Source organism: Vibrio kagoshimensis (assembly GCF_050337535.1).
In the GTDB taxonomy this organism is placed as follows: Bacteria; Pseudomonadota; Gammaproteobacteria; order Enterobacterales; family Vibrionaceae; genus Vibrio; species Vibrio gallaecicus.
This window is the reverse complement of sequence record NZ_JAKJSZ010000004.1, coordinates 117561-144284: the sequence shown is the minus strand read 5'-3', so window position 1 is coordinate 144284 and position 26724 is coordinate 117561. Positions and strand designations below refer to the sequence as shown.

At 39.8% G+C, this 26724-nt stretch carries 25 protein-coding genes; 15 read left to right on the top strand and 10 right to left on the bottom strand.

The genetic code is table 11. The features are described from left to right. Positions 1-90: 90 nt before the first annotated feature. From L4C37_RS04195 to tdh, 5 genes are all read left to right on the top strand, one after another. On the top strand, positions 91-1026 hold the full coding sequence (locus L4C37_RS04195) for a DMT family transporter (protein ID WP_372265458.1): 936 nt from the start codon (positions 91-93) through the stop codon (positions 1024-1026). Between the two features lie 260 nt (positions 1027-1286). Next, positions 1287-2531 (top strand): MDR family MFS transporter, encoded by a 1245-nt coding sequence (locus L4C37_RS04190; protein ID WP_137373747.1) that lies wholly within the window; start codon positions 1287-1289, stop codon positions 2529-2531. Positions 2532-3001: 470 nt separating this feature from the next. Beyond that, complete coding sequence (locus L4C37_RS04185) at positions 3002-3976, top strand: chemotaxis protein CheV (RefSeq protein WP_372265457.1); 975 nt, start codon at positions 3002-3004, stop codon at positions 3974-3976. A 289-nt stretch (positions 3977-4265) separates the two neighbouring features. Next, positions 4266-5459: a glycine C-acetyltransferase gene (locus L4C37_RS04180; protein WP_137373749.1), complete on the top strand. Its 1194-nt coding sequence runs from the start codon at positions 4266-4268 to the stop codon at positions 5457-5459. 111 nt (positions 5460-5570) lie between these two features. Beyond that, positions 5571-6602 carry an L-threonine 3-dehydrogenase gene (tdh, locus tag L4C37_RS04175; protein ID WP_004730216.1) on the top strand — a complete coding sequence of 344 codons (1032 nt, stop codon included), beginning with the start codon at positions 5571-5573 and terminating at the stop codon, positions 6600-6602. Positions 6603-6715: 113 nt separating this feature from the next. Here tdh and L4C37_RS04170 read toward each other — a convergent pair whose 3' ends face one another. From L4C37_RS04170 to L4C37_RS04160, 3 genes are all read right to left on the bottom strand, one after another. Further along, complete coding sequence (locus L4C37_RS04170; protein ID WP_372265454.1) at positions 6716-7345, bottom strand: hypothetical protein; 630 nt, start codon at positions 7343-7345, stop codon at positions 6716-6718. A 173-nt stretch (positions 7346-7518) separates the two neighbouring features. Further along, positions 7519-7983, bottom strand: coding sequence for a DUF2846 domain-containing protein (locus L4C37_RS04165; protein WP_137373751.1), 465 nt, complete (start codon positions 7981-7983; stop codon positions 7519-7521). 359 nt (positions 7984-8342) lie between these two features. Beyond that, complete coding sequence (locus L4C37_RS04160) at positions 8343-8801, bottom strand: TetR/AcrR family transcriptional regulator (RefSeq protein WP_137373752.1); 459 nt, start codon at positions 8799-8801, stop codon at positions 8343-8345. 331 nt (positions 8802-9132) lie between these two features. Here L4C37_RS04160 and L4C37_RS04155 point away from each other — a divergent pair, with 331 nt between their 5' ends. Next, positions 9133-9618 (top strand): hypothetical protein, encoded by a 486-nt coding sequence (locus L4C37_RS04155; RefSeq protein WP_429767963.1) that lies wholly within the window; start codon positions 9133-9135, stop codon positions 9616-9618. Between the two features lie 9 nt (positions 9619-9627). Continuing rightward, positions 9628-10722: a GGDEF domain-containing protein gene (locus tag L4C37_RS04150; RefSeq protein WP_429767962.1), complete on the top strand. Its 1095-nt coding sequence runs from the start codon at positions 9628-9630 to the stop codon at positions 10720-10722. Between the two features lie 416 nt (positions 10723-11138). Here the strand turns inward: L4C37_RS04150 and L4C37_RS04145 are convergent, their stop codons facing one another. After that, positions 11139-11654: a type II secretion system protein gene (locus tag L4C37_RS04145; RefSeq protein WP_429767961.1), complete on the bottom strand. Its 516-nt coding sequence runs from the start codon at positions 11652-11654 to the stop codon at positions 11139-11141. 192 nt (positions 11655-11846) lie between these two features. Here L4C37_RS04145 and L4C37_RS04140 point away from each other — a divergent pair, with 192 nt between their 5' ends. The 3 genes from L4C37_RS04140 to L4C37_RS04130 all read left to right on the top strand — a co-directional run bounded on the left by L4C37_RS04140 (position 11847) and on the right by L4C37_RS04130 (position 15391). Beyond that, on the top strand, positions 11847-12620 hold the full coding sequence (locus tag L4C37_RS04140) for a substrate-binding periplasmic protein (RefSeq protein WP_429767960.1): 774 nt from the start codon (positions 11847-11849) through the stop codon (positions 12618-12620). Next, positions 12617-14776 (top strand): HD domain-containing phosphohydrolase, encoded by a 2160-nt coding sequence (locus tag L4C37_RS04135; RefSeq protein WP_429767959.1) that lies wholly within the window; start codon positions 12617-12619, stop codon positions 14774-14776. The genes L4C37_RS04140 and L4C37_RS04135 overlap by 4 nt, the downstream gene beginning before the upstream one ends. Before the next feature lie 150 nt (positions 14777-14926). Then, a complete protein-coding gene (locus L4C37_RS04130; protein ID WP_137373756.1) occupies positions 14927-15391 on the top strand; it encodes a GNAT family N-acetyltransferase in 465 nt (154 codons plus the stop codon). A gap of 232 nt (positions 15392-15623) precedes the next feature. Here L4C37_RS04130 and L4C37_RS04125 read toward each other — a convergent pair whose 3' ends face one another. Continuing rightward, the gene (locus tag L4C37_RS04125) at positions 15624-17471 is read right to left on the bottom strand and encodes a M3 family metallopeptidase (RefSeq protein WP_273293694.1); all 1848 of its coding nucleotides are present in this window, start codon (positions 17469-17471) and stop codon (positions 15624-15626) included. Between the two features lie 281 nt (positions 17472-17752). Here L4C37_RS04125 and L4C37_RS04120 point away from each other — a divergent pair, with 281 nt between their 5' ends. After that, positions 17753-18424 carry a hypothetical protein gene (locus L4C37_RS04120; protein WP_429767958.1) on the top strand — a complete coding sequence of 224 codons (672 nt, stop codon included), beginning with the start codon at positions 17753-17755 and terminating at the stop codon, positions 18422-18424. A gap of 111 nt (positions 18425-18535) precedes the next feature. After that, positions 18536-19444, top strand: coding sequence for an aldo/keto reductase (locus tag L4C37_RS04115; protein WP_429767957.1), 909 nt, complete (start codon positions 18536-18538; stop codon positions 19442-19444). Positions 19445-19543: 99 nt separating this feature from the next. Here L4C37_RS04115 and L4C37_RS04110 read toward each other — a convergent pair whose 3' ends face one another. Beyond that, the gene (locus L4C37_RS04110; protein ID WP_429767956.1) at positions 19544-20227 is read right to left on the bottom strand and encodes a type II secretion system protein; all 684 of its coding nucleotides are present in this window, start codon (positions 20225-20227) and stop codon (positions 19544-19546) included. Positions 20228-20424: 197 nt separating this feature from the next. Between L4C37_RS04110 and dbpA the strand changes: the two genes are divergently transcribed. Then, the gene (gene dbpA / locus L4C37_RS04105) at positions 20425-21804 is read left to right on the top strand and encodes an ATP-dependent RNA helicase DbpA (protein WP_429767955.1); all 1380 of its coding nucleotides are present in this window, start codon (positions 20425-20427) and stop codon (positions 21802-21804) included. 122 nt (positions 21805-21926) lie between these two features. Here dbpA and L4C37_RS04100 read toward each other — a convergent pair whose 3' ends face one another. Next, positions 21927-22100: an RNA helicase gene (locus L4C37_RS04100; protein WP_137373762.1), complete on the bottom strand. Its 174-nt coding sequence runs from the start codon at positions 22098-22100 to the stop codon at positions 21927-21929. 273 nt (positions 22101-22373) lie between these two features. On the opposite strand from L4C37_RS04100, the gene L4C37_RS04095 reads away from it, so the two are divergent. Beyond that, the gene (locus L4C37_RS04095; protein ID WP_273293698.1) at positions 22374-23210 is read left to right on the top strand and encodes a DUF6279 family lipoprotein; all 837 of its coding nucleotides are present in this window, start codon (positions 22374-22376) and stop codon (positions 23208-23210) included. A gap of 65 nt (positions 23211-23275) precedes the next feature. On the opposite strand, the gene L4C37_RS04090 is transcribed toward L4C37_RS04095, so the two are convergent. From L4C37_RS04090 to L4C37_RS04080, 3 genes are all read right to left on the bottom strand, one after another. Next, positions 23276-23893 (bottom strand): 3'-5' exonuclease, encoded by a 618-nt coding sequence (locus L4C37_RS04090; protein ID WP_273293699.1) that lies wholly within the window; start codon positions 23891-23893, stop codon positions 23276-23278. 55 nt (positions 23894-23948) lie between these two features. After that, the gene (locus tag L4C37_RS04085) at positions 23949-24341 is read right to left on the bottom strand and encodes a PPC domain-containing DNA-binding protein (RefSeq protein ID WP_429767954.1); all 393 of its coding nucleotides are present in this window, start codon (positions 24339-24341) and stop codon (positions 23949-23951) included. 86 nt (positions 24342-24427) lie between these two features. After that, entirely contained in the window at positions 24428-25630 is a 1203-nt protein-coding gene (locus L4C37_RS04080; protein WP_137373765.1) for a DEAD/DEAH box helicase, read from the bottom strand. A gap of 263 nt (positions 25631-25893) precedes the next feature. Here L4C37_RS04080 and ppk2 point away from each other — a divergent pair, with 263 nt between their 5' ends. Beyond that, positions 25894-26676 (top strand): polyphosphate kinase 2, encoded by a 783-nt coding sequence (gene ppk2 / locus L4C37_RS04075; RefSeq protein WP_429767953.1) that lies wholly within the window; start codon positions 25894-25896, stop codon positions 26674-26676. Positions 26677-26724: the final 48 nt, after the last annotated feature.

Genomic DNA, 26724 nt, shown 5'->3' with positions numbered 1-26724 from the left:
GGTAAGTTTTCCTTACAAGTCTTGTCAATATTACTCGCTATTTTTCTTATCGTCACTTTCTTAATATAAGCGCATTAGGAGGTGATAATTATGTCTGATATTACCAAAGCTACATATTTCATGCTGCTGTCGACATTCAGTTTGTCGATAACTGGCTTGTTATCAAAAAATTTAGCGCAATTAACCCCAGTTGAACTACTTAGCTTTTTAAGGTTTGTGGTGCCTTGTTTAATGTTGTTTTCCTTTCTCATGCTTACACGAATAAGAGTTATCCCTTCAACGATGCTAAAGCCATTGTTGATTCGTGGTTTTTGTATCGCAGCTTGTCAGTGGTGTTTTCTAACATCATTACAAACGTTATCTCTTGTTGAAGGAATTGTACTATTCAGCACGGGTCCTCTATTTATTCCTTTGTTAGAAAAGCTAATCTTTGGTGCCACCATAAGGTTATCAACCATATTAGGCTTATTGTTCACCTTTTGTGGCGTAATATTAATGGCGGGTGACTTATCTCATTTCCAATTTAAGAGTGAACTATTGTTTGGTTTATTGGCTGGGGTGTTCAACTCCGGATCGCAATTAAGCTTATATCGAGCATCAAAAAGTACTCTAACACCAGTAGAAACGAATGCTTGGACGTTTTTTATTGCTGGAATCATGATTTTTCCTATTACCTTAACAAGTGGCTGGCAATCGCAAGGGGACGGGCTGTGGGAAGCGAATAGCTTATTGGATTGGAAAGTCATTGCTTTTGTAATCTTACTTGCTCTGTTGACTATCAATACACAAATCTTTCGTTCAAAAGCCTACCAACTAGCTGAAAGTGGCTCTCAGCTTGCCCCGTTGATATTTACTAATCTGCTTTTTTCCGCAATTTGGCAAGTGATGTTCTTTGACGATAGGTTCACCGACCAGCAAATAACCGGGATAGTCTTGATTGCGAGTGCAAGCATGTTTACTACCCTATACGCCAAACGAATCAAGTTAAAAATGAGAGGTAAGCCGTTAGTTAAATCTGCTATGTAAGTAATTCTATGGCTTAGATTATGGTGCTTCACGCTATCTGATGACGATGATTAAGCGAGTTAACTCAATTAGTTTTAGTTGATTAAATAGCCTAAATAAAGAGGGAGGCAACTCGTAAATGTCTACAAATAATGCTGAAGGAATAATTTATAAATGAAAGCTTTATTTTACATAACAAAATCATATACTGGGCGAATAATAAGCAACAAAAAGTTGCAATAACAAAATGTAAATCAGCAGTCAGTTAATAGGGAGATTATATGGAAAAAAAGGACAGTTTGTTTCAAGTTCAAAGAGTTAAAAGGTTCAATTTCTCAGTTTGGACGGTGTTAACCGGTACATTATTGGCGCGAACCAGTTACTTTATGGCTTGGCCATTTCTTATTGTGTTTTTGTATCAAGATTTTGGTGCTTCTGCGATAGAAGTGGGCGGGATGCTCGCAGCATCTGCCGTGGTTGGTGCCGGAACTGGGTTATATTCAGGTTACCTTTCTGACAAGTTCGGGCGAAAGTGGGTCATGGTATGTGGAAGCTGGGTGGCATCACTGGCTTATACTGGTATTGGTCTCGCAACTGAAATATGGCAATTTTATATTCTAATTATTATCACTGGTTTAATGAGACCAATGATAGAAGCCCCAGCAAAAGCGGTGCTAGGTGATAATTTAGATGACCCGAAAGATCGTGAATTGGCACTGAATATCCGATATTTTTTACTTAATTTAGGTGGTGCATTAGGACCTTTGTTGGGTATTACTCTTGGTTTGTCGCATCCTCAAAATTTATTCTTTATTGCCGGTGCTACATACGTGGTTTACGGTTTTTGGTTATTATTTGGTATTGAACGCAACCAAAGTTTTAATAAACCAGACCCATCAACATTGCCTAACTTTACCGCGACACTGCATGTGATTCGTAAAGACAATATTTTTGTAAAGTTGATGATAGCAAACTTCATCATGATGTTTGTGTATGCTCAGGTAGAGTCTTCTATACCCCAAGTTATTGTTCGGTCATCCATTTCAGACGCGGCTCAAATTGTGGCAGGGCTCGTACTCGTAAATACAATGACGATCATTATCTTTCAGTTTCCAATGCTCAAATGGCTAGAGCATGTCCCTCTATTTGTAAGAACTCGTATTGGAATGGCATTGATGGCTTTGGCTCAAGTCGGCTTCTTGCTAACACCTGCAGACTGGCCTATTGGTTGGGCAATTGCATGTTTCATACTAAGTATGGGTGAGGTGATAGCTTTCCCTACATTAAATGTTCAAATTGACCGCCTTGCTCCTCCTCATTTACGTGGTTCATATTTTGGCGCGGCGGCTTTGTATTCTCTAGGTTTTGCAATCGCACCTTTAATTGGAGGCATTGTCATAGAGTCACTCAACTCGAATTGGCTCTTTGGGCTTTGTTTTATTTTGTGCCTAGTGATGATGTGGCTGTACTGGTTAGCAGAAAGAACTGAAGACAGTGTTCAGCGAGAACCCATTACTCAAACTTAGCTTTAAGTGGGATGATTTATTTCTGAATTCGGCTTTCCACGCCATTAAATACTATATTGATTGATAAGCCGTAATTCTGTTGATACAGTTTTGCGGCTTTCATTCTGTAAGCGTGCGTTTCTAGATCTTTCTTTGATGTACTCCTACCTTAATGATAGATGTAATATTATACCAAGTTGTATAATCAGATCCTTTATTCTTCCTTTGAGTGGGATGGCGGTATAATGGGCAATCAAAATTGTCGGTATAGTGTACTTACCTGAATATGTATCCTACCGGAATGATTTAGATTTAAAGATGAAGCTTGTTGCGTAAGAAAGAGATGTACTTTACGTATTTGAAAAAGATGTCGAGCTTTGCTTCATTGAAAAGTTGCAACAAGCTATTGATAGGGTTAAAACATATTAATTCCAGTGCGCAGTAAAATTGAAGTCACTGATAATAAATAGATAACACAAAGAAGAAAAAATATGAGTCAGTCTAACAGTACGATATTGACAGAAAGCGGAACAAATGAACTTGAGATTATTGAATTTCATTTAATTAAACAGCTACCAAACGGTGGTACAAAAACGTGCTACTACGGTATTAACGTTGCGAAAGTTCGTGAAGTGATTCAAGTACCAGACACGACGGACTATCCTAATGCTCAACCTCATATGGTAGGTGTGTTTTCTTCTCGTGACATTTTGACGCCTTTGGTCGATTTAGGTGGCTGGCTTGGAGTTCGTACTAGCGAAAATATGGAGAAGAAATTCGTTATCGTGACTGATTTTAACAGAATGACGAATGGTTTCCTTATTGATAGCATTAGCCGTATTCACCGTATTTCTTGGAATGATGTGGAGTCGCCAAGCCAATTCTTAGAAGCGGGTGAACAAGACTGTGTTGTTGCGGTTGTACGTAAAGATGGCAACTTGATCATGATCCTAGATTTCGAAAAAATCATTGCGGATATCAACCCAGAGTTGAGCATGGAGAAGTATGACGTCACGGTAGATAAGTCGGTTGATCTGAACCAGCGAATGATCACCAAGCGTAATGGCAAAACTATTATGGTCGTTGATGACTCTGCGTTTATCAGAAACCTAATTCAAGATACGCTGACATCGGCAGGTTACAACGTTATTGCTTGTAAAGATGGTGGTGAAGGTCATGACAAGCTAATGGAGCTTGCTGAATCTGCTAAGGCTGAGAATTTACCTATTGATGATTTAATCGATGCAATTGTGACTGATGTAGAAATGCCTAGAATGGATGGCATGCACCTTCTTAAGCGTTTACGTGATAGTGAAGCTTATGCAGTAACACCGATTGTGATGTTCTCATCATTGATGAGTGAAGATAACCGTGCAAAAGCGATTGCTTTAGGAGCAAACGACACGATCACTAAGCCTGAGATTGGCAAAATGGTGACGATGATGGATAAATACATATTCTCGTAACTCGACATGATTGATTCGAGATTTTGCTTTAGCCAACCTGGAAAAAGAAAAAACGAGCAGTGACGTGAAAAACCACAACCTAACTGTGCTATACGTCACTTAGCTTACATTTAATTTGTGCCTTAGATTCATTAATGTTTTTCCGTTTGTAGGGATAATAGAAACGGCAATGTTCTACTAGAATATTGTCATTAGTTTTACAGTGTAAATGGCTACCAAGCCAATTTGTACTTCCCCTACATAAGGCAGCGAAAAAGCTGCTTCATAATAATTATGAAGGAATTGGATAATGTCTTCTGCATTCTATCAACAAATTCAAAACCAAATCGAAGAAGTAAAAGCTGAAGGTCTTTACAAGTCTGAGCGCATCATCACTTCTGCTCAAAAAGCTGCAGTTTCTATCTCTACCGGTGAAGAAGTTCTAAACTTCTGTGCAAACAACTATTTAGGTCTTGCTAATCATCCTGCGCTTATTGAAGCAGCCAAGCAAGGAATGGATGAGCACGGCTTCGGTATGGCTTCTGTGCGTTTTATTTGTGGTACTCAAGACTCTCATAAAGAGCTAGAGCAAAAGTTATCTACTTTCCTTGGTAAAGAAGACACGATTCTTTACACATCTTGCTTTGATGCAAACGCAGGCCTGTTCGAAACCATTCTTGGTAAAGAAGACGCTATCATCTCTGACGCTCTAAACCATGCATCTATCATCGATGGTGTTCGCCTTTGTAAAGCGATGCGCTTCCGTTATTCAAATAACAATATGGAAGAGTTAGAGCAGCAATTAATCGCAGCTAAAGAAGCTGGTGCACGCAATACTCTTATCGTTACTGACGGTGTGTTCTCTATGGACGGCGTAGTAGCTAACCTTCCTGCTATCTGTGACCTTGCTGATAAGTATGGCGCATTAGTAATGGTTGATGACTCTCACGCGGTTGGCTTCATGGGTGAAAACGGCGCAGGTACTCACGAGTTCCACAACGTTGTTGATCGTATCGACATCATCACCGGTACGCTAGGTAAAGCTATGGGCGGCGCTTCAGGCGGTTACACTTCTGGTAAGAAAGAAGTGATCGACTGGTTACGTCAGCGTTCTCGTCCGTACCTGTTTTCTAACTCTGTTGCTCCTGCAATCGTATCGGCGTCTATCCGTGTTCTTGACCTTCTTGCAGAATCTGGTGACCTACGTACTCAACTATGGGAAAACTCTGCTCACTTCCGTGCTCGCATGGAAGACGCTGGTTTCACTATGGGCGGTGCTGATCACGCAATCATCCCAATCATGCTTGGTGATGCAAAAGTTGCGGCTGAATTCGCCGAGCGTGCTCTAGAGAAGGGCATCTACGTTGTCGGTTTCTCTTTCCCTGTCGTACCAAAAGGTCAAGCTCGTATCCGTACGCAAATGTCTGCTGCACATTCTCGTGAGCAACTAGACAGCGCTATCGACGCGTTCATCCAGGTTGGCAAAGACATGGGTATCATCTAATTTTGAAAGGGTGCCTCGTGTATCCTTTGATTAGATAGAACAACATCCAGTAGAACATATCGATTTTTTGATTCTCGCCTCATGGTTAGGCGAGATGAACTAGGTAACATTATGAAAATTAAAGCACTTTCTAAACTTAAGCCTGAAGAAGGCATTTGGATGACCGAGGTTGAAAAACCTGAAATGGGTCATAATGATCTTCTTATCCGTATTAAGAAAACTGCAATTTGTGGTACTGATGTACATATCTACAACTGGGATGAGTGGTCACAAAACACAATTCCAGTACCTATGGTTGTAGGTCACGAATACGTGGGCGAAGTGGTTGGCATTGGCCAAGAAGTTCGTGGTTTTGAAATCGGCGACCGTGTATCTGGCGAAGGTCACATCACATGTGGTCACTGCCGTAACTGTCGTGGCGGTCGTACTCACCTTTGTCGTAACACAACTGGTGTTGGTGTTAACCGCACTGGTGCGTTCTCTGAGTTCCTTGTGATTCCAGCGTTCAACGCATTTAAGATTCCTGCAGAAATCTCTGACGATCTAGCATCAATCTTTGACCCGTTTGGTAACGCAGTACATACAGCGCTTTCTTTCGACCTAGTAGGCGAAGACGTGCTAATCACTGGTGCTGGTCCAATCGGTATCATGGCTGCTGCTGTTGCTAAGCACGTTGGTGCTCGTCACGTTGTTATTACTGACGTTAACGAATACCGCCTAGACCTTGCTCGTCAAATGGGTGTAACTCGCGCCGTAAACGTGATGGAAGAGAAGCTTGAAGATGTAATGGCAGACCTTGGTATGACAGAAGGCTTCGATGTTGGTCTAGAAATGTCTGGTAACCCATCTGCGTTCAACAGCATGCTGACTAACATGAACCACGGCGGTAAGATCTCTCTACTAGGCATTCCACCATCAGACATGGCAGTAGATTGGAACCAAGTAATCTTCAAAGGCTTGGTTATCAAAGGTATCTACGGTCGTGAGATGTTCGAAACTTGGTACAAGATGGCGTCGCTAATCCAGTCAGGTCTAGATCTAACACCAATCATTACTCACCACTACAAAGTGGACGACTTCCAGAAAGGCTTCGACATGATGCGATCTGGTATGTCTGGTAAGGTAATTTTAGACTGGGAGTAGGTTACTACCGGTTTTGAATATCAGAAGGCAACAGGTAAAACTGTTGCCTTTTTTGTCGCCACTCTGTCGCCATTTTTAATAGAAAAATAATTTAAACTTATGACATATAAAAGTTATTTGTTTAGTTTGGTTTTTAGAAAGCTAGACATGTAATAGATTTTCTCACTGCTTAACCCCCAAGCTAGATTCACTCTTCGGCTACCTTCTAAAGAAATATACTTACGCTGCTTAGATTCATTTTCCGTTACTCTGTTTATATTTTGCCAATCAAACCTTCTATACCAACCGATAGGACCAATCCCAATAAAAACCAGAGCATTACCATTATCGCTTGATACATGGGTACGACCGAAAAGACTCATCAAGGTGACACTGATTAAAACAATACTACCAATAAGGAATGGCAATCCGAAAAGAGAAGCTTCAAGGTCAAATTGACTGTTTGCCAACTGAGTCCCATAAATGCCCGAGAGAGAGCCGCCAGCCCAAACAGCAGTAAACGGAACTAAAAAAAGTGCAGACCAGCTTCGGTTGGAAGCTTCAATAGACCATTTATAACCGCTTTCAGTAACGTGAATTCCTTTAACGGTTTGAGTACTATCAAACTTATGATTCGGTGTAGTTTCAAGCAAGGATGAAAGAGAAGAAAGTGTCTCACAGCTTTGACAGTAAGCGGTATCCATTGCCACATTTATATTACTGGACTCAATTTTTCTAGTGCATTTTAAACAGCTTACTTCCATTTGGTGTGTTCCTTGAGTTTGTCTATTCACTTTGCTGAACTGCAAACATCGCTCTGAAAAATTCAGGCCAACGCTATGACAAACTTAAAGACATGTTCCAATCAAATGGGTGGAGTTCTAAAAGTGCCATACGTTGGCTGTTATATTAAAGCGTTTGTTGTTAGTCGATATTGCTAGTTAGATGTACAGTTACCCTTTATAGCGAGATCTACTTTTTTAACTTCGGCTTTACCCACTTTTTCATCAACTAACTCGAGACCTGCGCCACCCACAAAGACACCCATTTTTATGTATTGGTTGACAAAGTAAAGTCGACCTTCCTCCGTTAATAGTGTTATGTCATTGGCAGAAAACTCAGACTCAGTGCTCAATATATGTTCTTTACCACCTTCTACTTCTTGGTAAAAGAATACACCTGGGGCTGTCTCACCAAGGCAGTCTCCATCAATAAAAACATCTTTTTTAAGAGCTGCACCAACAGCTGAATCCGTGCGGTAAACGTAAACCCCAGCACTGCCATTTTCAGGAGCTTCAAATTGTTTTAGTTGATTGGATTTCGCAGGTTCCGCCGTTGGTACTGAAGCACAACCGGATAGAACTAAAAGTAGTGTGGAACAAATTATTGCTTTATTTTTCATTATTTTAACCTAGCTATTGATTTATAAATCGAATCATATAGCAGGGTTTTATAAAATTTCCATATGCATTTGAGTGTTTGTGATTCAGGTATCGTAATGGGCAGTACTTATAGGCTAAAAGTTCACAACAGATGTTGAGGTGTTGATTCTTTGAGCACTTTTAATCAATAGATAAATAGATAAATAGATAAATGGATAAATGCGAACAATAGAAAGGATGCCACTGTTACTTTTTGCCATATTTTTACTGGTTTTGCTCTTGAAAGGAAGTGATGCCTTACTTGATAAGGTGGAAGAGAAAGGCTGAGAAGAAAATTAATTTAAGGTAGGTATAAAAGGTAAAGAAACAAGCGCTAAAATTAGATAGGCTCTGGCTTCTGACCATAAATGCCTTTGTACATTGAGTAGCCGATACAATATAAAACCACTTCTTCGACCTTTTCTCGGTCTTCTCCTTGAATCAAGCTAATCAGTCCATCAATACCTTCATTAGAGCTCACCAAGTGACGAGTGTTGTACAAAAGCTTTTGAGCATGAGGATCCGTAAGGTAGACCTTCTTCCACGATTCTAAAAATTTCTCTGGGCTGTCGTAGCAAAATAAAGGAACAATGACCTCTCCTACCTTAGGTTTTATAGCCTCAATAAGATCTTCTTTGTTTTTGAAATGCGTATTGGTACTAGAACGACTAATATTCGCTTCTTTTGCAATATTCGTAAAAGTGAGGTGTTCAAAACCTTCATTAAGTACGATACGAGCAGCGGTTTCAATAATCCGTTCCTTGGTTCGTTCAGAAGTCGCTCTGTTAACTCTTGGCATATTTCTCTCTCCGTAAAAGCATTGTGATTATACATAAAAACGTACACTTGTCATTTTGCTTATCGCCCTTATTTAAGCAGAGCTGAATGCGGAAATTTATATTAAATTTCAATGTATTAATTAAGGATTGTTTACTGGATTATGAAAGGAAATCTAAGTCCAAGGTTGATAAAGGGGCATGTCAGCTCTTAGTTTGTGTACTAGTAATTATAAGAGTGATTATAATATTTTTAAAAATAGAATATAACGTCTGCTATTTTTTCGATCAAACTTCAAGTATTGTTGCCACATTTGGACTCAGTGATTAACACCAGCACGCAGGAGAAGCAATATGTATAAGAATAAAGCGATCAGAGCGGTATTGTTAGCTCTATCGATTTTCCCTCTGTCGGTATTTGCAAGTGACCTTTCCTTAACTAACAACAAAACTGACAAAGTAACCACCTACTCAATTGAACAACTAGAAAACTTATCGACAGAAAAAATGATGACTATTACTCCTTGGAGAGATAAGGAAGATGTCTATGACGGTATCTATTTGAACGATTTGATTAAAATATATGGCTTTGAGGTGAAGAATATCAAGGAAGTGAAAGTAACGGCACTTAATGACTATTCGGTTGAAATATCCCAAGAGTCTTTATTGGACAAACGGTATTTTGCCGCCTTTAAAAGAAACGGTAAACGGATACCTGTTCGTCAAAAGGGGCCTATTACCCTCATATTAAACTTTTCAGACAAGTCTCAAGGTAACAATCTTCTAGATATTGCCTATGATCAAGTCTGGTTTGTTAGTGAAATCAAGATCATAAATTAGGACGTAAAAGTGAGAAGAATATTATTTACCTTAGGAATCTTATTTTCACTATCTGTTTTCTTTGTCACTCTGAATTCGATCCATAAAGCGCAAGTTGCTAAAGAAGAACAGTTCGTAGGCTACGTTGATGAAACAAGAGCTTCATACTGGGCTTCATGGCGATTTATTAAAGAGGTTTATAAGTACGAATCAAAGGCTCTTAACGCAATGCTCACGGAGCAAGATACGAAAGAAGCTGCGAGTATTGATTTTATATACGTGACGTACGACTTTTTAACCACTAGCCCGCACGTTATCGAAAGCCTTAGAACCATTGCTAAGAACGAACTTGAAGACAGTATCAACGTGCTAGAAGTGGTGCATTTAGAGGCTGGTAAAGGCAATAAAGAGTCAATGTTAGCCATTCTAGACGCCATTAACATTATTAAAGTTAACTATGCGTCAGTCGTTCGTTTCCAGTTAAAAGGGGGACAGTTTGATCAATACTTAAAAGAACGTAAAGCGCTTGGTGAGCGAGAAATTATGTTTAATTATAGTGTTACTGTTGGTTCTCTTCTAATGATTTGCTCACTCGTATTTATGGCTGCTAGGCTCAAAAGAGTAAAAGAAGTTTCTAGAAAAGACGCGCTCACTGGTCTATCGAATAGAAAGCACTGCAACGAATTAATGAATAAACGAATCACAGATAAGAAAAGACTGTGTTGTCTCTTTATGGATATGAATGGCTTTAAAGACGTTAATGACACTCTTGGACATGATGCCGGAGATCAACTGTTAAAGATCATAGCTAACCGTATTTCATCAAGCGTAAAATCAACCGACATATGCGCGAGAATAGGAGGGGATGAATTCCTAGTAGCGGTGGATGGTATAAATGAAGAAATTGCTTCAAAAATCTCACAACGCATCATTAATGAAGTCCATAAACCCATTGAAATTGATGGTGAAAAAGTAGAGGTTGGAATATCGATTGGTATCGCTTTTAACGACGATGTACTCATTAATATGGAGTCTCTTGTAGCTGCTGCCGATTCAGCAATGTACACCGCAAAAAAAGAGAAAATGTTCCAGCGAAGTTCGTTTGTTCATTATCGAGCTTCGTAATCTCAGCCCCTTATGGGGCTTTAATTTTATCTAAAGCCATGTTCGGCTAGCACGACATATCTACATAGCTAACTTCATAAATACTTACAGCAAATCTGTTCAAAAAACTGGCTTGATATTCCCCTTTTCGGTGACTGAAAAATCTCAATCAAAACACTGTCATGTTTAAAAATAAATAATGGACGGTGTTTGTTATTTTTGTTGGTTGTGTATAATATCCCGAGTAGATAACTACTTTTGTAAATCATCAATAGCTAATTAGCTAGCCACGTCCGATGTACTTCTCTCAGGGCGTGGCTTTTTTTATATGGCCACTTTTGGAAAGGTAATTAGATGAAGTCTGTTTAGCTCTTCATTAGCAAAGAGTTAAAGAAGAAAATTGAATTTTGAAAAGTAGAGTAAATAAGTGATTGGCACTATTCACACCCAAAGAGTTCTATTTTACCTGGAAGGGGGATTACACCTTCGCTGACTATCGTCGTCATCTTATATTTTAGATAGCATGAATTTTTTACTAGAGTACCTGAAGCGGACATGTTTTTAGGAAATGAGATAAATACAAAAGGCTCTTCACCGCTTCCTTGAAATTGACCAACAGAAAAGTCCGTGCCTATTCCATTCACTATATAAGAAAGCGCATCTTCTGTTGGAACAGGGTAACCATATGAAAACTTACAGTTGCCAGTACAACCTGGAAAAACTTCTTCTACATCATAGTCGAAATAACTTAGCCTCTCATAACCTTCAATAGCAAGCTTCCCATAAGCTAATCCAAAAGCGTCCTCCATTGAGCCTTTTAAACCTTGTAAAGCAGAGTTTCTTGCGTCTGTTTGCAGGTTAATAAATCTAGGTGCAGCAATAATAGCCAATACCCCTAAAATGATAAGCGCCGCAACGAGCTCAATGAGAGTGAAGCCTTTATTTACTTTCAATGTTCAATACCTGTTTTGATCTTAATAACTTAAAAATGCTTTATCACTAGCCGTAATTGACCTGTGAAGTCTAATACTAACAGTAAATATCAAAATAGCGGATATCATTTGTTATTTTTCAGGTAAATGTTAGCCTACTGAGGTCAGACTCAATGACTCACAATTAACGAACTTACTTAGATAAGGTTTAATATGATAAAACTGATCATTAAGTCAGCAATAACTCTATGCTTACTCAATTCAACAATCGCTTTTGCATCGTTAAGCCCTCTTGAATCTAGTAATGGAAAACAGATTTTAGACGTTGGATTAATTGACCAAGATCGCTACCCCTACTTTATCAATTCCCCAAGACAATCGAGCAATCGAGGGGCTTATATCGATCTTCTCGATAAAATAGGGGAGGTGATTAATATTGAATTCAGGTACAAGTTTTTGCCCCAGCCAAGAATTCGTCATCTTATGAAATATCAGAAATTAGATGTGGAACCAGGCATAGATAAAAGTTGGCGAACTGAGTTACGTGAAGATGAGAACAGTGTGTATACCATTCCATTTTATGAATCAGAAGAAGTTATTGTTTATCGAAAAGCCTCATTAAGCAGCATGCCTACTAAAGAGTTAGATTTCGAAGCACTATCTTCGTGTTCAATGCCTGGTTTCAACGATATTGATATAGCGTTGCAAGACGTTGATATAACAGGTGAGTCTATTTCTTTTAAAATGATGGAATTGGGACGTTGTGATTACACTTTAATACCGAGAGTAGTACTCAATGCAAAAGGGCTGGTAAGTGACCATTTAGGTGTTACAGCAACAATGAAAACATACTCTCTTAGAATTAGACTTGCTAAGAAGCACAAGCATTTAGTGGCAAGAATGAACAACGCTATTTCGACTCTTATTGCTGATGGATACATAGATAAGTTGTTTTCTTCTTATATTCAAGAAGGCGACAAGTTATGACGCTCTCTAAAACAATTAATCTGTCATACGCGATAGTCATCATCTCTATTTTTACTGCTCTTTATCTGGTCTCCTTATCCCTAGATAGCAATACCACCACGTTAAATCACAATATTAATACAGCCACGAAAACTGCGGATAAAATATCAAAGATAACCGCCGCGATGGTTTACAGCCTCGATAAGGAAAGCCTTGAATCGACAATTAAATCGCTGGCAAGTGGTGATGAAGAAATAAAGGCTATGGCGATTACCGACTCCGTGAGCGGAGATATTATTGCAAGCTACCTTTTAGAAGATCAGACCCCTAAATTTGGGGTAGATGTTCCTAAAAACCTTCGATCCTATTTTATTTACGGTTATTCAGAAATCGTTCATAACAATATGATCGTGGGTCAGGTTGAAGTGTATCTTAAGGATGAGGTGTACAGCTCTAGAGATAGATTTAAGATTTGGTATCTTGTTGCAGTATTTGGAGTCGTTATTGTTATTCTCTGGGCGGTATTCAAGCTTGTGTTAAGGATATCTGAGTCTAGTGATATCGATGTGGATTTTTCATCTAGTAACTTTACTCGAATAGCCATATTTTCTGTCACTATTTTCGTAACCATTATCTGTGCCGTTGGCGCATCTTTATCTGATTCAAGTGAAAGCTATGAAACGAACAAAGCTTATAGTGAGTTAAGCCAGGTCATTGTTGATTATAAGGTGAGTGTTGAAGAAAAAATGAAGGCAATGGCAAATACTTATTACTACGTTGCCGGTACTTCTGAATTCAAAGATTCGTTGCAATCTTTGCTCGAAACATCTAGCTCATCGCTCACCAATGATATCGTTGCAGAGCAGCAACGAATGGTTGAGATATTAAAAAAGTACTCTTCTTTGCATATTGGTGAGACCAGTTCTTTCTCTGTAATGAATACAAAAGGAGCGACACTGGCAAGCTATGGAGGTTTAGTTGATGGAAGCACGTTTAATGATGATATCTACACTCATTTCTTAAGTGTGTTAGAAGGTAAGCCGTCACTATTTCCTGTTCGAGGGAGATATGACCAAGAGCTTAATCAATACGTAGGTAACTTGTACTTGTTAGTACCGATTATCAATGACAACTTGAGAGAAATTGTTGGTGTAATCGTTACCAACATTGTCACTGATGAAATTTATTTCCCTGATAGTTATAAAAAGTATTTCCAAAATACCGGTGAAGTTATTGCTGTTGATTTAAGTGGCTCAATTTTGTCTCGGTGTAAGGCCGGAAATTGCAATGGTAACCTCAATATCCCTATGCCATCTAAGAATGGAGATTTAAGTCAGCTAATACGGACAAAAGATCACCTTGGTAATGATGTCTTTGTTGTCGCAAGTTGGCAGGATTCATTCGAAGCGGTATTTGTGGCAAAAATGGATGTAGATGAGGTTCTTGCTGAGCACTATGGTTTTAGAAACAGTATTGTTTTGATCATTGGGGCGATGACGCTTTTTACTGTTGGAGCAATCACCTCAACGATTCGGATTAGCTCGAGATCAAATAAAAAGCTGATAACAGCAAACAGAAAAATTATTGAAAGATTGGGCAACGCAGCAGAATTTAAAGATAACGATACAGGGATGCATGTAATAAGGATGAGCCATTATTCAAAAGCCATAGCAAAAAACTACGGTTGTACAAGTGAATGGTGTGAAGACTTATTAACGGCTGCACCAATGCATGATATCGGGAAAATCGGTATTCCAGATAAGATCCTTCATAAGCCCGATAAGTTAGATAAAGACGAGTGGGAAACCATGAAGGAGCACCCTGCATTTGGCGCAAAAATAATTGGTGATCACAACAGTCCTCTTCTTAAAATGGCGAAAGATATATCTATTGCGCATCATGAAAAATGGGACGGTTCTGGATACCCATATGGGCTATCGGGTGAGATGATACCTTTATCCGCTCGAATAATTGCTATTGCCGATGTATACGATGCATTAACTTCCGTTCGTCCATACAAAAGAGCATGGACAGATCAAGAGGCGAAAGACTTAATCATATCGGAGTCTGGCTGCCATTTTGACCCCGATGTGGTCAAGGCATTCATTCTGTCGTATAACGACTTAGCAGAGATAAAAGACAGGTATACGGATGTACAACGTAACCCACTCTCTTAAGTGGTAAGCCCGGGAAGGTGCTTTCGATCATCTTACAGCTGTATGATTTACCAGCATTATTCTTTACCAACAATATTATCGACAATGGCTAAATGCGTTCTGTGTAGTAATACTAAACACGCTCTTTTTAGCAATAATGGGGAAAACAAAGTGCTTACTATTAGGTTATATAAGGAATCAGATGCTGAAGCGTTGTGGGATCTTCACTTTTACACGATTCGAAATATTAATATTCAAGATTATTCGCAAGATCAGGTAGAAGCTTGGGCGCCAGAACGTGCTGACTTATCCGTTTGGAAAAGTGTAATGGAAAACTTATCGCCATTTGTCGCTGAAATTAATGGGGAGATTGTTGGATATACAGATTTACAGCCTAAAGGGCTCATAGACCACTTTTTTTGCCGTCATGACTACCAAGGGCAAGGTGTCGGAAAGGCACTAATGACTCATGTATTGAATATCGGGAAGCAGCGCGGGTTGGAACGTTTCTACTCAGAAGTGAGTATTACAGCCCGTCCCTTTTATGAACATTTTGGTTTTAAAGTCGTTAAAGAGCAGGAAATTGAAGTGCGCGGCCAGACGTTAAGAAACTTTGTAATGGCAAAATACATCTGAATCGTCGCATTAAGGCTCTTCATTTTTAGTATGACGCAAGAAGTTAGTCACTCGTTATCCACTCAAAACTACATCTATGAGCGTGCTTGAAAGAACGTGGGTTTATTACTCGAATATTCAATATGGTAGAGAATAGAAGAATAGAAGAATAGAAGAATAGAAGAATAGAAAGGCTAACACATGCAGTGTTAGCCTTTAATTGGATGAAGATTAGCTTACAGGATATTCCTAACTAGCAGCCATATTTTTCGAAAATGTAGCTCTCAAATTGTTCGCACATCTCGTCGTTGGATTTGATGTTACTTGCTAATTCTGTGCTGCCATCGACAATTGTGATTGAAGCTTGAAGAGGAGATGCTTCAGAGCGCTTTCTCGTGTTAAGTTGCTCAATTTTCTTTTGCTCTACAGCCCAAGCTTGCTCAGCAGAAAGGTTACATTCATCAGCTAAGTATTTAGCGTTGAAACCTTCCCCTGTAAGGCTTTGAATGGTTCCGTTGTGGTTTACACTATTACCCGCATGCCAGTAATGCTCGGCAAGTAATGGACCAATTTCTGGGTTGTCAGTTAGGTAACCAAACTTCTCAGTGAAATAAGCACGAGTTTGATAAACCGCCATATGAGCAAGTAGATAACCTTGATAAGCACAAGAAGCTTCGTCAGAGAGCAAGTGAGGAATCGCCATTAGTGGGCGAGGGCTACAGTCTAACGCTAAGATTTGTTTTTCTGTATCACGAGCGAGTTTTGTTACGCGTTCTGGTGTTAATTCATCATCGCTAAGCAGGTACAAAGCACGTTCGAAGTAAGGAACAACAAGAATACTACGCTCTTGGAAAGCTTGGAACGGCTGTTTACTGTCGATCATCGATTTGATGATGTCATCAGGAACCGCTTCACCTTCAGCGTTAATTGCGTATTGCTTCAACCAATCAGCATCATTCAGTAAGCTATCGCAAAACATTGATTGTGTTTCAGCGTATGCCATTGATGTTGGAGCAAACTCTTGAGAGAAGCATGGTGAATTCATTTTCACATTAGCAAAGTGTGCCGCATGGCCGCCTTCATGGAATAACGTGTTGATGCCGTCATAGCCACTGCCCATTTGGTCCGGTTTAGCATTGCTTGTAAAGTTAACTTTTGCAGCAACCCATTCGCCTTGATCGTAAAAAGATGGGATCGGTCCATGGCAGAATCCATTCGGATACTTACCTTTACGGTCCAGCAAATCTAGAGTTAATTCAGCGTCTGAGTAAGTAATGTTTAGACGACCAAATGACTCAACCCAGCGGCGTAATGATTTAGAAAACGGAACGTAAGGGTCGAGATCTCGCATCACATCACCTGCGAACGAGAACACAAAGTTATGCCCTTTAAGAGAAGAATCTCCTTTGCTTTTCGCTAAGGTGTTTAAGCTGTTTTGGTGGCTGTCGCGAGTACGCTCTTCAAAGTCGTCCAAAATAGTGAACAGCTCTGAAGTGGTCATTTGTTCTGTTTTCACAATTGAATAATCAAAGAAAGTCTTGTATCCAAGTGAGCGGGCAAATTCGTTACGACGCTTTACAAGTTCAAGGAATCCATTTTGAAGTAACCATTGCTCTAAATCTAAGAAAGCTTGGTGTGCTGACTCTCGGACTGATTCTTTTGCATTGGTACGAATTGCTGAACTAAGTACAGGTAAAGAACCTTCAACCGACTGACCATTTTCATCTGTGTAGGTCATGATGTGGTTTTGTTTTTTCTCGAACAACTCAGCTTCAAACTTGATGAGTTCTGCTTTCAGTGTTTGAGACTCTTCAGATTCGATTGCGTGAGCCTGAAATGTCGCAAGCCAACCTTGTAGCCCAACTAAAGTGTTTTGCTTTTCGGTTTCGTCTTGAAGTTGTTCTGCTTGTTCGATTTGATGCTTGATTTCTTTTATTTGGCTAGCAGCACTTAAGAATTCTGTCCATTTGGTTTGGGCTTGAGTAGAGCCATCATGGTCATCACTGATGCCCATATATGTTTCCCAGAAGAAGTTTTCTTTGGTTCTGTGAATCGATAAATAACGTTGATTGAGATCGTTTAGGTATGCAGTAGCAGTCATCTTGTTCCCTGTAAATTGACGCTTAATATTGTCTCCATTATGTCATATTAAATGTTAATGATGAGTAACCGATAGAAAGTTATTGTGAATGTAATTGTAAAGAGGTTTTTACTTTTAATAGGCACATCGACAAGAACTTTTACATACGGTACAGCAAGGGAAATTGTGTCCGTTTTTTATCTGCAATTATCTGTGAATTATTTATTGAAATTGAGCGCGGGACTACCCAATCGGCTTTTCGAAAGAATATAATCAGAGTATCGCCCCTTTAGTTTTCCATTATGAAACCTTTCTTGTTGCAAGTCTTCTTTTCTGTAAATAGCCGCTGTCTATCTTTGCTATTACTTTGTTTTTCTTCATCACTACCTGCTGCCGAGGTAGAACCTTGGTGGCTTCGCCATGTCTTTAATACAGCCAGTACTCTACCTGAAGCCAATAGTTTGCTGAATGAAGCTGAGCTATTTGATTGTGGGGAAAAAGAAGCGACCCTATTGTGTAGTGATGAAATTAAATACTACAACGAAAAAGTTTATGTTGAGCTAGAACTTACAGATACGAAACAGACTGGAAAAACTGACCTAAAAAGTGATGAAGTTGATGTAACTGAAGATAAGTTGCCTACCAAGTTTGTCAGTGTTGTACGCTTTAATGCAACTTATAGCGCTCACTCTTATACAATGCTGCAAGCGAACTTACGACGGGATGGTTTTGTTATTCAATCCATAGTTATTGCAGGGGAAGAGTTCAATGTAATTGAAGCGCTTGCCACTGCCGCAAAGCAGAATGAAAGCCCCCAGTCAGTGGATGAAAAACTGATTACATTTATGAATCAACGTAGGCTTGTTAGTGATCAAATTAGCACATGGATGACAGGTCATGATCGTTCTCCTAAAGTTAGATTATTAAGGGAAGGATCAACATTAACTCAGGAGTTGTTTCGAGAAGCGCTTTAGTAAAGCGAGATTCACACTTTTCATTAAGGAATCCTAGCTGCACCTTTTATACGTTGAGCCTTCGGTAAAACAAGCATAGGATAATTGCATTATTGATGAAGGAGACAACCGATGGTTGCAAAAGTAACGACAGCACCGCAAGGTCCTGAGCTGTCTGAATTAGTCCAAGGTTATTGGCGAACAGAAGAATGGAATATGACGCCTCAAGAGCGTCTGACTTTTCTTAAGCAGCATATCGATCTTGGTATCACGACGGTTGATCACGCTGATATTTATGGTAACTATCAATGTGAAAAGTTATTTGGTGAGGCATTAGCGCTTGAACCTAGTATCCGCGAGCAAATTCAAATTGTTACTAAGTGCGATATCAACTTGTGCGGTGATCATACTCCAGATCGCAAGATCAACCATTACGATACGAGTGCTCAGCATATCTACCAATCGGTGAATAATTCGCTTGAACGTCTAGGTGTTAATGAAGTGGATGTATTGCTTATTCATCGACCTGACGTACTAATGGATGCTGATGAAGTTGCAGAAGCATTTACTGAGTTACACAAAGTCGGGAAAGTGAAGCATTTCGGTGTGTCTAACTTCTCACCACGCCAATTGGAACTTTTACAGTCTCGCCTAGGTAAGCCTTTAGTCACTAATCAAGTTGAAATTAACCCTCTGAATTTTGAAGTGGCACATGATGGGACATTGGATCAGCTTCAAATGAATCGTATCCGCCCGATGGCATGGTCTTGTCTTGGTGGTGGAAGTATTTTTACGGGTAATACAAAGCAAGCAGTGCGGGTTCGTGAAGAATTGGAAGCGATTCGAATTGAAGTCGGCGCAAACAGCATTGATCAAGTGATTTACGCTTGGGTGAGACGTTTGCCTTCAAACCCATTAGCGATTATCGGTTCTGGAAAAATTGAACGTGTTCAAGCAGCCGTTGATTCATTAGAAATAGAGTTAACTCGAGAGCAGTGGTATCGCGTTTGGGTTGCTTCAAAAGGTCACGGTGTGCCATAAACTGAAGCTCATTCGAATGTAAATAAAGCCAGCAATTACTGGCTTTATTTATTATGAGCTTTGTTTATTACGAGCTCTATTTATTATACGCTTTGTTTATTATGACTTGGTCGGTTCCGTTGCAATAAGATACTCAAGTAGTTCATCAGGCCAATTCACACCATTAGTTAAGTCTTTTGTTCCTGAAACCATTTCACCATCGACAGCGTTATACAGTAAATATGGTGCATTTTCTAAGTTGCCTTCAATACTGTAAAAGTGGCAATAAGAGAAATAGTCACGAGATTGGTGAATCAGAAACTCATAACCCGCATCTTTTGCAGTTTGAAAGTTCGCACCAGATACATTTCCTCGGCTATTACTCCCTCCAGAGCTTGGGTTATTACCGTAGATCTTATCTTCATAGTGATCGGAGTTCGTTATTTCTTGTAATAGCGCATAACAAGATCTGACGTTATTAATGTCACGGCGGACACCGCCTCGGCTATTTTTAACGGGGAAGCAAGATCCCGAAAAGTTGGAGTAAGTACCCTCTATATTAAATGAAGATGAGTTTTCACCTTGAGGCTCTGCAGTATCGCCACCTCTTGCTAGACACGCTGCTTGGAATAGGTTAGTACCGGTTCTAAAATTGCTTAATAAGCCTGTAGCAGCGGTCTCATTCGCTTCATTTGAGTAGGATAAAAATCGAGGAGCAGCAACAATACCTAAAACCCCTAAAATCAGAATAACAACGATTAACTCAAGTAACGTAAAGCCGGAGTTATGCTTGCGTGGCTTCATGGTAACCTCCGTTAATGTTGATTATATGGTATATAGTTCCATTTGAGTTTTATCATGTCTATAACATATTGAAACCTGTAACTGATGGTTTTTGAATTACCGAAAATTTACGGTTAAATATTAAGCGATTTTATGGGTGGTATATTTTTAAAAAACACTCATAATGCACTCTGTTTTTCATCTGTTGGACATTTCCATTGAGCACTTCTAAATTTTCTTCTATTGACCTTAAGCCTGAGCTTCTAACAACCTTAGATTCATTAGGCTATGCCCAAATGACCCCTATTCAAGCCTTGAGCTTACCTTCTATTTTAGCGGGCAAAGATGTAATTGGTCAGGGTAAAACCGGTTCAGGTAAAACTGCTGCTTTCGGTTTAGGTGTACTGCAAAACTTGCGAGTAAAGCGCTTTCGTGTGCAGTCATTAGTTCTCTGTCCAACTCGTGAACTAGCAGACCAAGTAGCAAAAGAAATCCGTACATTGGCTCGTGGTATTCACAATATTAAAGTATTGACGCTATGTGGCGGAATGCCAATGGGACCGCAGATTGGTTCATTAGAGCACGGTGCACATATTCTAGTTGGTACACCTGGTCGTATTTTGGACCACCTTGAAAAAGATCGGATTGATTTATCTGAACTGAACACGCTTGTATTAGATGAAGCTGACCGTATGCTTGAAATGGGTTTCCAAGACGCGTTGGATGCGGTTATCGAAGCTGCGCCAAAACAGCGTCAAACATTGTTATTCAGTGCGACATTCCCAAAACAGATCAAATCTGTTGCTGAACGCATTATGCAAAACCCTGAAATGGTGAAAGTAGAATCAACTCACGATCATTCAAGTATTCAACAGCACTTTTATAAGCTTGAAGGCACAGAAGCGCGTGATGATGCACTAGAACTTCTGTTACTTCATCATCAGCCTGAATCTGCTGTCGTGTTCTGTAATACTAAGAAAGAAGTTCAGAACGTGAATGATGAATTAAGCCACCGTGGTTTCAGCGTAACTGAGCTACATGGAGACATGGAGCAACGTGAACGTGACCAAGCTTTGGTTCAATTCTCAAACAAGACAATTTCTATTTTAGTCGCGACAGACGTAGCCGCTCGTGGTCTGGATGTTGATAATCTTGATGCCGTGTTCAACTTTGAACTGTCTCGTGATCCTGAAGTGCATGTTCACCGAATTGGTCGTACAGGTCGAGCTGGTGGGAAAGGCGTTGCTTGCAGCTTCTTCAGCGAGAAAGAAATGCACCGTGTTGCTCAAATTGATGAGTACATGGATATGCCAATAGAACCTTCTACATTGCCAGAAAAGCCAAATGCTAAACCATATCAATCGAATATGGTAACTATCCAAATTGATGGTGGTAAGAAGGCTAAACTGCGTGCAGGTGATATCTTAGGAGCACTAACTGGCCAGGGCGGTATTGATGGTAAATCTGTAGGTAAGATTAATTTATCAGCAATGCGCGCATACGTTGCGATTGAAAAATCATTAGCGAAAAAAGCACTCAACAAAATTGAGTCAGGCAAAATGAAAGGGCGTCAATTCCGCGCTCGCATTTTGAAGTAACGCATTCAGAATTAAACGATTAAAAAATCGCTCAAAGGTTTAACCTAGGCAAAAAGCTTAGGTTAAACTTTGTAAGATCTTATAAATATCTAAAATGAAAAGTAAAAACTGAGAGTTCAGCTCTATTCATCTGGTCTGATTGAGTAGAGGTCATTCATGTGCTTTCCTGCCCCCAAGTACCAATCCATAGCCTCCTGGCGATTTGTTGCCATAATTCTTGTTGTTGTTATCTTGCCATTTTCGAAGTAGCAGACTTCATATTCAATTTCGCATTCATAATGAGGAATAGCGGCCATAACTTACCCCCCTGTGGTAATTATGAGAATTAATGCAATTTCCATACCGAAAATTGATATTTCAATCGCATTTATTAGTTTATTTTTGTTTCTCTTTATTGCCATTCCTTTCATATCATTTTGCAGTAAGCTTACTTAGTGCTTATCTAAACGATTAACTTTGGAGTCGCGAAGAATTAAGATATGTATTAGGGCTCAATAGATTTCACATCGTAATTAAGTTACTGATATTTAAAGGTTGTATGCTGAGTCTAAGAAAGGAAGTTGCTAAAAATGAAATTATTAAAGTGGTGGCAATTTGTTATCGTATGCCTGTTAATGACAGGGTGCGGAACTAAGTTTGTTTATAATAACGTCGATTGGTTAATTTTAGACTACTTAGAAGATTTTGTAACTTTAACTGATTCTCAAGAAGATGAGCTAGAGAGCCGAATCAATCTATTGCAGGAGTGGCATAAACACTCAGAATTGCCGCTTTATATTGAACAAATTTCTGAAATACAGGCTCAAAAACAATCTCAAATTGATGCCGCCTTTATTTTAAAACAGAGAAAGCAGCTTTCTCTGCACTTCAAAACTATTGTTTCAAAATTTGCTCCTGATATTTATGCTTTGTCTATGCAGATGACAGATCTGCAAGATAAAGAGTTCCTAGTTGGTTTACAGGAAAAGCAAAAAGAGAGCGCTGAAGAGTTCTTATTACTTTCTGAAAACGAAACAAGAGAGCGATATGAAGAGCGAATAAGCAAAAGTGTGAAGCGCTGGCTGGGTACTATTAGTGAATCACAAGAAGAGGTGATTTTGAGGTGGGTTGGTGATTTAAAAAACACCAACGCCGGCTGGTTAGATTACCAAAGTACGATTTATGCTGAAGTTTCTAAACTCATGAACAATAAGTCCGATAGGCATACCTTTCAACCGACTTTGATGTCTTTGTTACTTTCTCACGAGTCTTATTATTCAGCCGAATTGAAGGTGGATATTGATTATAACGCTCAGATTTCAGCTAATTACTTATCCACTATTGTGTCTTTAGCGTCAGATAAACAATGGACTCACTTTCAATCAGAATTGAGAGATTTGAAAGAAGTAGTTGCAGAGCTAAATTAACCGAGCTTTCTTTAAAACTTAGCTTATACCCTTTTAGCTTATACACGCTTGGTTGTAATACGTAATTAAGCGCTTCGAAGTAAACGTGGCACTGCAGCCTTAGTTGTTTTTCCAATTTTTTGCATTAGTTTAAAGCTGGGATTGTCGATTTGGTAAGTAGTACTCATGTCTTGAAGCATCGCTAACCATAACTTTGCAGTCATTTCCGAATCGGCTAACGCTCTGTGGAATACTCCATCATTGTCTATATTTAAAAAACGGACGAGATCACCTAACTTGTGGGTTGGGGAGTCTTGCACTAGCCTTCGGGCAATCAGCATTGAACAAGCAAACTCACCACTGTAACCTTTTCCAATCAGATCCAATTCGGCATCTAAGAAGCGTTTATCAAATGATGCATTATGAGCAACTAAGCAGCTATCTTGGATGAAGTCAGCAAACTCACTCATTACCTCCTCACAACTTGGCGCGGTTCTAAGCATATTATTAGTAATGCCTGTGTAGTTCTCAATAAACCCGCTCACTCTGAACCCAGGGTTCATTAACTGCTGGAAAGTGTCTGTTACTTTTCCATCCACTAGACGAACCGCACCAATTTCAATGGCTCTATCACCCATGTTTGGCGATAATCCAGTCGTTTCGAAATCGAGGACAATAACGGTGTTTGCTAAAGGTGTGGACACAAAATGCTCCTAAGCTCAGAGGTAAATAGTTAGTAAGTGTGTGGCTGGGGTGATGTTAAGTAATAACAAGCTCAGTATACCCTGTGGAAGAGTCAGGTTCTCGTGAAAACGTCATATTGTCATAGCGGTGGATGATTAACTCTGCAGTGTGGGAAACAATGGTTCCTTCAAGTAAGTGTCCACCAATAACATTACCGTTTTCGTCGGCTGCTGAAATATGAATATGTTGATGAGATTCTGTCAGCGTACCCATCACGGAAACAATTTCAAAAGGGGCCGTTAACGTCTTCGTGAATTCGGCGTTTGCGAGGCGAATATTGAGCTGAGAAACGCAGCCTACGCAGGAAGCGATAGAGCCTGCTTTTATTTGGTTGTTAGTGACTAGACGTTGGATCTCTAATTTTAAATCTTGACCTCTGGTGAGGCGAACAGCGATGGGTGTGATCATAATACTACCTAAATTAAAGGCGAAGTGGTTAAGCACTTCGCCTTTCTCTTTTAACTCAAGACTCAATAATATTTATTTTAAGATCTTTAGTCTTGTGAGTTTTGAGCATCTCTTTTGTGTTTTGGCACAAAGTTAAGTACAGAAATTGGCACTTCTTTTCGAGGTTCAAAACCTTCAATAACGCGACGTTCAATTAAGTGACCAAGGCGCTTTTCGATGATGCACAAGTTTTTGAAGTTATCTTTTGATAAGAATGAAATCGCTTCACCAGAGGCATCAGCACGACCAGTACGACCAATTCGATGCACATAATCATCTGCAGGGAAGGGCATGTCATAGTTCACTACGCGGGTTAGGTTATCTATATCAATACCACGAGCAGCAACACCAGTTGCTACTAGGAATTTTAAACGACCTTTTTTGAAATCCGCGAGAATTTTTTCGCGAATCGCTTGGCTTCGTCCACTGTGGAATGCTTCTGCTTGAATGCCACGCTTTTCTAGCTGAGCAACAAGTTTTGCCGCGCCATGCTTGGTTTCAATGAAGATTAGCGCTTGATCCCATTCACCATCGGTGATCATGTGGCTCAACAGTGCCGATTTACGATCTTTATCAACAGTCACTAACCACTGTTCAATATTCGCTTTAGACGCGTCTGTTTTCGCAATCGAGATCTCTTCTGCTTCACTGATCGCACTTTTCGCAAGAGCGCGAACAGGTGTCGACAAGGTTGCAGAGAACAGCAGGTTTTGAATGTCTTGTGGTAAGCGAGCAATGATCTTGTTGATGTCTTCAATGAAGCCCATATCCAGCATGCGATCTGCTTCATCTAGTACTAGCACTTCTACTTCATCAAAATGCACAGCTCTTTGACCGTACATGTCGATAAGGCGACCAGGTGTTGCTACTAGAATGTCGACACCTTCGATCAGGCGATCTTTTTGATGCTGATAAGAAACGCCACCGTACATCGCTAGGGATGTTAGGTTTAGGAATTTCGAATACTTGTTGATGTTTTGTTCAACTTGAATCGCAAGTTCACGTGTTGGCGTTAAGATCACCGCACGAATGCGTTTTTTACGTTGAGTTTCACCTTTGCTGAGCATTTCTAAAATAGGCAGAACAAAGCTCGCCGTTTTACCTGTCCCCGTCTGCGCTGCCGCAATTAGGTTTTTACCAGATAGAACGATCGGAATGGCTTTTTCTTGAATTGAAGTCGGTTTTTCGTAGCCTTGTTTAGTAACGGCTTTAACAATAGGGGAGCTTAATCCAAGTTTGGAAAATGGCATAGGTATCTCAACGTGTTGAATAGATGGAACTGTCTTATACGATGATAAGAAGAATGGCTGCATTCTACCATGTTGCCTTGATACCGCTAGCAATACTCGGGCTGTTCAATCAAACAAATCCATTCAATGGCTATTATGTGTCTGCCTAGTGCTCTATATTCAAGAAGCCTGCTACCAAGCCGTTATATTGACTAATTTTTCAGCTTAAATAGTCTCGTACTCTGGCAGCTCGTGCTAACCTTTTTATAGAAAAGGAGTGTTCTATGGGTAAAAGCAAACTAGATAAAAAGTTCTATGAAAAAGAGCTAGAACGTTTACAGGTCGAATTGGTTAAATTACAAGAATGGGTCAAGCAAGAAGGGCTCAAAGTTGTGGTGATCTTTGAAGGACGAGACGCGGCAGGTAAAGGTGGGGTAATTAAGCGAATTACAGAAAAGCTTAACCCTCGAATTTGTCGTATTTCAGCGTTACCAGCCCCAACAGAAAAAGAAAAAACGCAGTGGTATTTTCAACGTTACGTTTCTCACCTTCCTAGTGCAGGAGAAATGGTCTTATTTGATCGCAGTTGGTATAACCGAGCTGGCGTTGAAAAAGTCATGGAATTTTGTACCCAAGAGCAATATGAAGAATTTCTTCGATCTTGCCCTGAGTTCGAACGTATGTTGCAGCGTTCAGGCATTATTTTACTGAAATACTGGTTTTCTGTTTCCGATGAAGAACAAGAGAAACGCTTTTTAGAGCGTATCGATACACCGATAAAACGCTGGAAGTTTAGCCCTATGGATTTAGAGTCGCGTAACCGTTGGGCGGAGTACTCTGAAGCAAAAGATAAAATGTTTGCTTATACAGACACCAAACAGTGTCCATGGTGGGTTGTGCCATCTGATGATAAGAAAAAGGCTCGTTTAAATTGTATCAGTCATCTTCTGGAACAAATTGAGTATCAGGATATTGCTTACCCAGACATCGAACTACCTGAAATCAACAAAGATGGTTACATCCGAGCGCCGCTTGAAGAGCAAACATTTGTTCCTGAGAAGTATTAATATTTGGACTAAGGTTAGAGTTAGAGGTAAGTCAAAGCGTAGATAGAA

Bases quoted from the DNA above. Each gene is read 5' to 3' on its own strand.
- L4C37_RS04085 (WP_429767954.1), bottom strand. From the start codon at position 24,341: ATGATCACACCCATCGCTGTTCGCCTCACCAGAGGTCAAGATTTAAAA.
- ppk2 (WP_429767953.1), top strand. From the start codon at position 25,894: ATGGGTAAAAGCAAACTAGATAAAAAGTTCTATGAAAAAGAGCTAGAA.
- L4C37_RS04140 (WP_429767960.1), top strand. From the start codon at position 11,847: ATGATAAAACTGATCATTAAGTCAGCAATAACTCTATGCTTACTCAAT.
- L4C37_RS04195 (WP_372265458.1), top strand. From the start codon at position 91: ATGTCTGATATTACCAAAGCTACATATTTCATGCTGCTGTCGACATTC.
- L4C37_RS04100 (WP_137373762.1), bottom strand. From the start codon at position 22,100: ATGGCCGCTATTCCTCATTATGAATGCGAAATTGAATATGAAGTCTGC.
- L4C37_RS04170 (WP_372265454.1), bottom strand. From the start codon at position 7,345: ATGGAAGTAAGCTGTTTAAAATGCACTAGAAAAATTGAGTCCAGTAAT.
- L4C37_RS04080 (WP_137373765.1), bottom strand. From the start codon at position 25,630: ATGCCATTTTCCAAACTTGGATTAAGCTCCCCTATTGTTAAAGCCGTT.
- L4C37_RS04120 (WP_429767958.1), top strand. From the start codon at position 17,753: ATGAAACCTTTCTTGTTGCAAGTCTTCTTTTCTGTAAATAGCCGCTGT.
- L4C37_RS04125 (WP_273293694.1), bottom strand. From the start codon at position 17,471: ATGACTGCTACTGCATACCTAAACGATCTCAATCAACGTTATTTATCG.
- tdh (WP_004730216.1), top strand. From the start codon at position 5,571: ATGAAAATTAAAGCACTTTCTAAACTTAAGCCTGAAGAAGGCATTTGG.
- L4C37_RS04095 (WP_273293698.1), top strand. From the start codon at position 22,374: ATGAAATTATTAAAGTGGTGGCAATTTGTTATCGTATGCCTGTTAATG.
- L4C37_RS04115 (WP_429767957.1), top strand. From the start codon at position 18,536: ATGGTTGCAAAAGTAACGACAGCACCGCAAGGTCCTGAGCTGTCTGAA.
- L4C37_RS04190 (WP_137373747.1), top strand. From the start codon at position 1,287: ATGGAAAAAAAGGACAGTTTGTTTCAAGTTCAAAGAGTTAAAAGGTTC.
- L4C37_RS04185 (WP_372265457.1), top strand. From the start codon at position 3,002: ATGAGTCAGTCTAACAGTACGATATTGACAGAAAGCGGAACAAATGAA.
- L4C37_RS04155 (WP_429767963.1), top strand. From the start codon at position 9,133: ATGTATAAGAATAAAGCGATCAGAGCGGTATTGTTAGCTCTATCGATT.
- L4C37_RS04110 (WP_429767956.1), bottom strand. From the start codon at position 20,227: ATGAAGCCACGCAAGCATAACTCCGGCTTTACGTTACTTGAGTTAATC.
- L4C37_RS04180 (WP_137373749.1), top strand. From the start codon at position 4,266: ATGTCTTCTGCATTCTATCAACAAATTCAAAACCAAATCGAAGAAGTA.
- L4C37_RS04135 (WP_429767959.1), top strand. From the start codon at position 12,617: ATGACGCTCTCTAAAACAATTAATCTGTCATACGCGATAGTCATCATC.
- L4C37_RS04165 (WP_137373751.1), bottom strand. From the start codon at position 7,983: ATGAAAAATAAAGCAATAATTTGTTCCACACTACTTTTAGTTCTATCC.
- L4C37_RS04160 (WP_137373752.1), bottom strand. From the start codon at position 8,801: ATGCCAAGAGTTAACAGAGCGACTTCTGAACGAACCAAGGAACGGATT.